We start from the raw sequence: 8,103 nt of genomic DNA on the forward strand, positions 1-8,103 counted from the left end.
AGGAAGGGCTGCGCCCTTCCTCCTGGCGGGGTTTGGGGCAGCGCCCCAATAAAATCTTTTTTCCCAAATTTTTTCCCAAATTTTTTCCCAAATTTTTTCCCAAATTTTTTCACAAAAACTGCATATCTCAAAGTGGACGCGGTTTAATGGACGGCCTCTGAAAAAATATTGCAGGCCCCCATAACGGTTGCTGTCTGGATGGGGTGGCAGGTGTGCCGGAGCCGTGCCTTGGTCAAGGGGGATACGCCAAAAAAAATCGGGGCACCCGGAAGTGCCCCGACTTGATTCGATAGTTGCCCGCTCCGGCCTGGGGAAGGATTGCCTGGGCAGCCGATTCGAGAAAAAATCCAAATCCGGCAACTATTGAATGTTTTTCTTGGCCTTGGCGGCTTTTTTGTGTTTCTTGGCCTTGTGCTTTTTTTTGGCCTTTTTCACTTGGCCCTGGGCCTTTTCAGGGGCACCGGAAGGGGAAGGCATGGGCTCCTGCGCCATGGCGCTGCCGGCGAAGGCAACCGCCACGAGAGAAGCGATGAGCAGATTTCTGATTTTCATTTGTATCTCCTTGTTTAGATTAAATTTCATTTGTATTGCACCTGACACGCCTTACGATCGTGCGCCCCGACCAAAAGCCTGAAAAAATGATCCTGAGTTCCATATGGGTGGAAGAAATTCCATCTTGCGGTATTTAGACACATTTTGTGACATGTATGGCTGGCCCCGCCCGTGCTGGACAATTGAAGCTGTTTGTCGGGCGGTTGACTGATTTTGCCGGGCAAATCGAGTTTCTGCGGTGTGGGAACAAACCGCACAGGGGTGTGGATCGAGAGGTGCGTCAATTGGAGGGAAGATTGGCTGATGAATGTTCAATCTGAATGGTTTGAAGCCGGAAGCGACCGATATGGACGCTGCAAGCTCCCGAGTGCGGGAAGCGGGAGATACGGAGGTATGGAGAATGGCCCAGTTCATGTCAACGTTCTGAAAAGCTATTAAAAAATAATATTTTGACTGTGTTGGTGTATCGACTTTCGCTTGCGAAAGTGTGTGACTTTACCATGCAGGGTCCTGACAGGGGAACAATATATTTTTGCCATGAAAAAAAACGTTCCAGAAGCCTGGAGAAGGGGTTGTGAATCAAATATTTTCGGGGTCGGCAGGGTGATCGTGGTCATTCGGGGGGGTGACAGTCATGAACTGATAGGAGCCGTAGCCATTGAAACGGGTTGCCAGTTCGAGGCAATAGGCACCCAGGCAACCGATTTCGAGCCAGTCTCCCTCCGTCATGTCATGGGGAAGGGAGTAGGGGCCTGGGAAAAAATCATGACTGTCGCAAGTGGGGCCGGCCAGTTGAAAAAGGGAGTATGGGTTGTCGGTGGTTGTCCGGTTGTGTGGGTGACTGGTGTGGCGGAGGATGCGTCGCATGGGGTGCAGGCCGTGCATCCACCACAAATCCGACAGCAAACCATGCCTGCCATCGCTGAGAACGAGCAGGTTGTGTTTGCGGGCCTTGATCTGGACGGCGACGCTGCCGGCATGGGCGACCAGACAACGGCCTGGTTCACTCTGGACGGTCAGGGAGGGACCGAAGGTATCCCTGTGGCGGTCGAGTGCCTTGCGGATGGCCAAGCCATACCACTCCAGGTGGGAAAGATGGTGCCGATGCCGGGCCGGAAAGCCGCCACCCACATCCAGAACGGTCAGCGGTGTTGCTGCGGCTTTGAGAATCCGGGAAGCCTCGGTGATGGCCTTGTCATAGGCAGACGGGTCCAGGCATTGGCTGCCGACATGGAAGGTGATCCCGGTGGCAACGCCATGCGCGGCCAGTTGCCGGAGCAGGGCAACCGACTCTTCCCGGGTGGCCCCGAATTTTCCGCTCATGTTGTAGGCGGCGTCGGCCTGGTTGACGGCGATCCGGACCAGAAAAGTGCAGCGGCTTCTCTCCGGGAGTGCCTTGAGCAGACGTTCCATTTCCGCCATGGAATCGAGGGCAAAGGCATTGACGCCCAGATGATGGGCAGCGCGAATCTCCTGGACACTTTTGATCGGATTCATGAAGGCACAGGTTGCGTCGGGCAGGAGGGCCTGCACCGCCGTCAGTTCATCGAGGGAGGCAATGTCGAAACGGTTCAGACCCAGACGGGCCATCTCTTTCAAGGTACAGGGATGGGAGTTGGCCTTGACAGCGTAGTAGGGTGTTGGCAGGGTTTTCAGGGCAGAGTGGACCAGTTCGGACAACACTTGCAGGTTCAGGCAATAGAGGGCACCTGATGGTGGATCGGTGACAAGTCGTTCCACGAGTGTCTGACCACCACCCCAGACCAGATCCGTGGCCGGGAATAATTTCTCTCCTGCAACCGGACCTGGAAAAGAGTTGCCGATGTTGTTAGAGTGTGCCGCGTGCATTGTTGGTGCCTGTTGGTTTGGATGGTTGGTGCCGTTCTGGTTTGTCGATCAGGTTTTTCTCCAAAGGTGAGAAAGTTCCATGCTTGGCGTTTTGACCCTGAACATGCTGGCGACTCTTCTCCAACGAGCCGGTCACCGGGTGTGGAATCCTGGCCGGGAGAGCAGTCGGACCATGCAGGAGACGGCGCGCAGTCTCAACAGGACCGAACGTTTTTTGCGACTCAACGGTGCCAGATCGAATCCGGCCATCTCGGATCTGGTCCAGCAGGTGGAAAAGCTGCGGTCCAAATGGAACATGTTTGTGGTGGACTATGTCAGGCACGGTTGTGAACCCCTGTTTGCCGAGCGTGGCATCCACTTCAACCAGATGCAACAACGTATCCAGGTTTTCCAGGATGATGGTACTGTCGTCGGCATTGACATCATGGCCAAGAGTGATGACCTGGTCGTTCTGGTGGAGGTCGAAAGCACCCTGCGGGTTGCGGATGTCGAAAAGCATATGGTTTGCCTGCAACGGTTTCGGGAGTTGTTTCCCATCTATGCCGATTGTCGGGTGATTGGTGCCGTGGCCGGTGTCCTGACCGAGGGGGATGTGGCGGAGTATGCCCGCCAGCAGGGCCTGTTTGTCATTCTTCATGCCGGGGACAAGGTGTGGCTTGCCAATGACAAGGAGTTTGTTCCGCGTCTCTGGTGACCTGTTGCCGGTTTTTTTTTAATCTTTCCCTGTGTGACCAACGCCATGAAAGTTGAATTTTATCGGCATGCCCTGGGCGAGGAGGAGATTGCCTCGGTGGTGGAGACGCTGCATTCGGTGTTTCTGACCGCCGGTCCCAAGACCCGTACCTTCGAGGCGGCATTTGCCGAATATCTGGGAGTACGGCGGGTGGTGGGGGTTTCCAGTTGTACCTCTGCCCTGTTGTTGACCTTGCGGGCCTTGAACATTGGTTCCGGGGATGAAGTGATCACCACCCCCATGACCTTCATTGCCACGGCCAATGCCATCATCGAGGCCGGGGGAGTTCCGGTTTTCGTCGATGTGGAAGCGGCCACCGGCAACCTGGACGCCGAACGGGTCGAGGCCGCCATCACCCCGCGAACCAGGGCCATTCTGCCGGTCCATCTGTATGGGCAGATGTGCGACATGCGCCGTTTGCGGGTCATTGCCGACCGGCATGGTCTGGCCATTGTCGAGGACGCTGCTCATTGTGTGGAGGGTGAACGGGATGGGGTCCGCCCGGGGCAACTGAGTGATGCCGCCTGCTTCAGCTTTTATGCCACCAAGAATTTATGTGCCGGCGAAGGGGGAGCCGTGGCCACGGATCGCGATGAATTGGCCGAACGGCTTTTTCTCTGTCGCTCCCATGGCATGGATAAAGGTGCCGCCGACCGGTATCACGGTCGCTACCAGCATTGGGACATGGTGTGCCTGGGGCAGAAGGCCAACATGTTCGATATCCAGGCCGCCCTGCTGTTGCCGCAAATTCCGAAAATATTCCACCATTGGCAGCGCCGTTGCGAAATTGCCGCCAAGTACGAGTCGGCCTTCACGGGGTTGCCGGGGTTGGAACTGCACCGATTGCCACAGGGTTCCCGCCATGCCCGGCATTTGTTCACCATTCAGGTTCCGGCCGCAACCAGGGACGGATTTCTCGGCAGGCTCCAGGCATTGGGTGTCGGTTGCACCGTCAATTACCGCGCCATTCATCTGCTGACCTATTATCAGCAACGCTTCGGTTTCCAACGCGGCACCTTCCCCGTGGCAGAGGCGATTGGGGATCGCACGGTCTCCCTTCCCTTGTGGGTTGGGTTGCAGGAACACGAAATCCGTCATGTCATTGACGGGGTGCGGACCTGTCTGGAAGCTCCGTAACTATTCAGCCCCCCCCCCATTAGTAAACGTTTGAAAAACTACACTAAATACCGATGCAATAGGTGAGCAATCCGGTTTGATCGCGCACCTGATCGGCAACTGTCTTGGCCTCTTCCCGTTTGTTGAACGGCCCCACCAGGACCTGGATGAAACGACGCCCGCCCACGTCGGCTTCTTTCAGGAAATATTTGACTCCTTCGCGAGTCAGTTGGTTCAGGGTGTGGTCGGCATCACTCTGGTGGTTGAAAACGCCGACCAGAACGGCATATTGCCCCGTCACATCTTTGGCGACAGTCAAATCCGTCTCTTGAGTTTCCCATGGGTTGGGTGCCGTCACAGGCGCATGGACAATTTTTTCGCCCTGTTGTACTGTCCAATTTTTGACGATTGGTGTATGAACAATATCTTCGGCCTGTTGCGCTGATTTGTTTGTGTCCTTTGGTGAATGGACGATTTTCTGGGCCTGTTGCGCTGACCTGTTTGTGTCCATTGGCGTATGGACAGCTTTTTCGGCCCGTTGCACGAGCCTGCTTTTGTCATTCGGCGGTTGGCCACGGTGAATCGGGAGGATCTCTTCCTGTTTTGGCGGCTCGGCCAATACCATGGATGTATCGGATTTTGAGGGCGATACTGGCTGTTGGCGGGCTGCCAACAGGGCCCTTTTTTCGGGTGGTTGCCACAGCCGGACCGCTTTGCGTGGTGTTTCCAGCTTGATGACCCGGGCATCCAGTTGCAGGCGCATCTGGAGAATGGGCAGACCCAGCTCAGCCTGTTGGTGGGTGGCGAACGGTCCGACAAGCACCCGCTGGAAGGTGCGGCCCTTGACATCCGTCTTTTCCACCGTGTGCAGAATGCCGTATCCGGTCAACAGGTTTTGTGTCTGGGCCAGATTGAAGGCGCTCGTGAAGGAACCGGCGACAATCATGAAGTGACCATCCTGGAACACGGGAAAATCATCTGGAGGAATCAGTGCCTTGGTGGGATCCATCTGTTCCCCGGGCTGATGGGTTTTGTTGGCAATGAGGGGAAACGTGTCAAGCCGGGTTTGTTCCGTCAGCAGGCGGGCGGCCTGGATCGACGCGCCGGAGGTGGCAAACGGGCCGGTCAGAACATGGGTATACCGCTGTTCCAGATAGGTGGATCCACTGGTCAGGGGCGTGATGCCCAGGGCAGACAGTTGCGCCGTTGCGGCTTGAACCCGGGCTGCATCCGGGGAAGATTCAACCAGGACAAAATGCCGTCCAGCCTGAACGGGCGGGAGTTTTGTGATCTGGGGCAGGGCCGACAGGACATCCTGCACCCCCTTTTTCTGACGCGCTTTTGCGGCCGCTTCCTCGGCTTCCAGAAGGGCTAGTTCCACAATCTCGATGCCGGCTGCGGCCAGTTCATCGTCTACATTACCCTTGAAGGTTTTGCCATCCTCGACAGACTCTTCATTCTGGTCGGGAGCTGTTTGTTGTTCGGTGACTGCCTGCGTCCACGATTCCAGGGAGGCATCCGGCGCAGCGGTGTCCGGCGTGGATGCGGTTGCGGAATCCTCGGTCGTTGACTTTTTGACAGCAGCAGGAGTCGGTGCGGATGATGCCGGGGATGACTCGGCAAGCTTTTCGAGGTCCTGGGATTGGAGTTCCGCCAGATCGACTTCGGAGACGGCTGATTCCGGGGTTGCCGGAGTCGGTGATGCCGTGCCTGCCTGGGCATCCGGAGATTCCAGATCGGTCACCTGTACGGCCTCTTTCATCTCGGGGACCGGGGGTGGACCTCCCGCTACGGAACTTTCATCTCCTTCATATGTTTCAGTTTGTTGCGAGAGACCGCTTTCGGCTTCGGTGGGACTTTTGAAGAGGGAGATGATGGGCATGGTGGCCGTGACACCGGCGGCACCCACCATGCTCCAGTAGACCAGGGCAAAGACCACGCCCCATCCGCGTTGGGGCCGCATCTGCAACCCGTTTCGAATGGTCTTCAGCGTATGCGACAAAGAGACCGATGGCTCGGATTTGTCGTCATTCTGAATTTGAGGCATTGCCTCGTTTTCCGCCATTGCCCGCCTTTCCGGTCCTGGCCGTTGCCACTGTGGCAAACGGAATGTCAGGAAATTAGCAATTTCCAGACCAGTAAATATTCCGGGATCAATGTTTTCGAAAGAATCGCGAATGGCGGGTCAGGAGTCGAGCGGCTGAACAAGCCGGGGAAGGGCAGAGCCGCTTCCCCGTTCAGGCAGGCAGACCGGATGACGACGGCGTCTCGGATGACAGATGCAACTGTCTCTCCGATCAGGCAGGCGTGACCGGGATCAGGTGATCAGGATTGCATGAGTTCGGCAATCAGGTAGGCCATGTCCAATCCCTGGGTGGCATTGAGACGCGGATCACAGGTGGTCTCGTACCGTTCCCGGAGATTTTCCGGCAGGACTTCCATGGAGCCGCCCAGACATTCGGTGACATCCTCGCCGGTCAGTTCAAAGTGGACCCCGCCCGGGATGGTTCCTTCGGCCTTGTGAATGCTGAAAAACTGTTTGATTTCCGAAAGAATATTGTCGAAAGGCCGGGTTTTGAACTCTTTGACGGTCTGGGTGTTGCCGTGCATGGGGTCGCAACTCCAGATCACCTGACGGCCTTCCTGATGCACTTTGCGGATCAAGGAGGGGAGAACGCCGGCAATCTTGTTGTGACCGAAACGGGTGATGAGGGTCAGGCGTCCGGCTTCGTTGTCGGGATTGAGCCGGTCGCACAAGCCCAGGATGTCATCAGCCGTGGCCTGCGGACCGATTTTGCATCCCAGGGGGTTGCGCACACCCCGCAAAAATTCCACATGCGCCCCATCCAGTTGCCGGGTCCGTTCGCCGATCCACAACATGTGGGCGGAACAATCGAAATAGTCACCTGTAATGGAATCAACCCGGGTCAAGGCCTGCTCGAACTCCAGGATCAAGGCTTCGTGGCTGGTAAAATACTCGACCTGGCGCAATACCGGTGTGGTTCTGGAGTCGATACCAATGATTTCCATGAAGCGCAGGGCGTCGCTCAATTGATCGGCCAGGTGGGCATAACGCTGTCCCTGGGGACTTTTGGCGACAAAGTCCTGGTTCCACATCTGCACCCGGTGCAAATCGGCAAACCCCCCTTCGGTAAAGGCTCGCAACAGATTCAGGGTGGATGCGGACTGGAAATAGGCGCGTTCCAGACGTTTGGGATCCGGCTGCCGGGCCTCTTCGGAAAAGTAGGGATCGTTGACCGATTCTCCCCGGAAACTTGGCAGTGAAACGCCATTCTGGGTTTCCATGGGGCTGGAACGGGGCTTGGCAAACTGACCGGCGATGCGCCCCACCTTGACCACGGGTTTTCTGGCTCCATAGGTCAGAATCACGGCCATTTGCAGCAACACTTTCAGCTTGTCGCGAATGGCATTGGCCGTAAAATCGCCAAAGGATTCCGCGCAGTCACCTCCCTGCAACAAAAAGGCCTTCCCCTCGGCAACTCGCGCCAAGTGCTGCTTGAGGGAGAGTACTTCTCCCGCAAAGACCAGCGGAGGGAATTGGCTCAGGTTGGTGAAAGTCTCGGTTAGAGCCTTGGGATCAGGCCAGTCGGGTTGTTGTTCTGCCTTGAATTGCCGCCAGGAGTCGGGACGCCATGTTGGAGACACTGGAAAAAATCCTCATGCCGGTTGGATTGGTTCTGAAGACATCGAACCTACCCTTATAAACCGACTGACAAACCACTGGCAAGTTGCAATTCTGGGCTTGATCAAACGGGCCATGCATCCTGGGACGGGAGTCTTAAAGGATTATCTTTCAGAGTCGTCTTGCAGGATTGTTTCGTAGTTTTGTCCAC

6 protein-coding genes are annotated in these 8,103 nt (G+C 56.3%); 2 read left to right on the forward strand and 4 right to left on the reverse strand.

The window, feature by feature from the left end; all coding sequences use genetic code 11:
• Positions 1 to 360: 360 nt before the first annotated feature.
• The gene (locus HQL65_19505; protein MBF0138424.1) at positions 361 to 552 is read right to left on the reverse strand and encodes a hypothetical protein; all 192 of its coding nucleotides are present in this window, start codon (positions 550 to 552) and stop codon (positions 361 to 363) included.
• A 579-nt stretch (positions 553 to 1,131) separates the two neighbouring features.
• The gene (locus tag HQL65_19510; protein MBF0138425.1) at positions 1,132 to 2,400 is read right to left on the reverse strand and encodes a type III PLP-dependent enzyme; all 1,269 of its coding nucleotides are present in this window, start codon (positions 2,398 to 2,400) and stop codon (positions 1,132 to 1,134) included.
• A gap of 79 nt (positions 2,401 to 2,479) precedes the next feature.
• On the opposite strand from HQL65_19510, the gene HQL65_19515 reads away from it, so the two are divergent.
• Together HQL65_19515 and HQL65_19520 are read left to right on the forward strand one after the other, a co-directional pair.
• On the forward strand, positions 2,480 to 3,094 hold the full coding sequence (locus tag HQL65_19515) for a hypothetical protein (protein ID MBF0138426.1): 615 nt from the start codon (positions 2,480 to 2,482) through the stop codon (positions 3,092 to 3,094).
• A 45-nt stretch (positions 3,095 to 3,139) separates the two neighbouring features.
• Positions 3,140 to 4,270, forward strand: a complete 1,131-nt coding sequence (locus HQL65_19520) for a DegT/DnrJ/EryC1/StrS family aminotransferase (protein ID MBF0138427.1) — start codon at positions 3,140 to 3,142, stop codon at positions 4,268 to 4,270.
• Between the two features lie 43 nt (positions 4,271 to 4,313).
• Here HQL65_19520 and HQL65_19525 read toward each other — a convergent pair whose 3' ends face one another.
• Together HQL65_19525 and HQL65_19530 are read right to left on the reverse strand one after the other, a co-directional pair.
• Entirely contained in the window at positions 4,314 to 6,296 is a 1,983-nt protein-coding gene (locus HQL65_19525) for an SPOR domain-containing protein (GenBank protein MBF0138428.1), read from the reverse strand.
• Between the two features lie 278 nt (positions 6,297 to 6,574).
• Positions 6,575 to 7,915: a 3-deoxy-7-phosphoheptulonate synthase class II gene (locus tag HQL65_19530; GenBank protein ID MBF0138429.1), complete on the reverse strand. Its 1,341-nt coding sequence runs from the start codon at positions 7,913 to 7,915 to the stop codon at positions 6,575 to 6,577.
• Positions 7,916 to 8,103: the final 188 nt, after the last annotated feature.

Source organism: Magnetococcales bacterium (assembly GCA_015228935.1).
GTDB lineage: Bacteria > Pseudomonadota > Magnetococcia > Magnetococcales > DC0425bin3 > HA3dbin3.

Bases quoted from the DNA above. Each gene is read 5' to 3' on its own strand.
- HQL65_19505 (MBF0138424.1), bottom strand. From the start codon at position 552: ATGAAAATCAGAAATCTGCTCATCGCTTCTCTCGTGGCGGTTGCCTTC.
- HQL65_19510 (MBF0138425.1), bottom strand. From the start codon at position 2,400: ATGCACGCGGCACACTCTAACAACATCGGCAACTCTTTTCCAGGTCCG.
- HQL65_19515 (MBF0138426.1), top strand. From the start codon at position 2,480: ATGCTTGGCGTTTTGACCCTGAACATGCTGGCGACTCTTCTCCAACGA.
- HQL65_19520 (MBF0138427.1), top strand. From the start codon at position 3,140: ATGAAAGTTGAATTTTATCGGCATGCCCTGGGCGAGGAGGAGATTGCC.
- HQL65_19525 (MBF0138428.1), bottom strand. From the start codon at position 6,296: ATGCCTCAAATTCAGAATGACGACAAATCCGAGCCATCGGTCTCTTTG.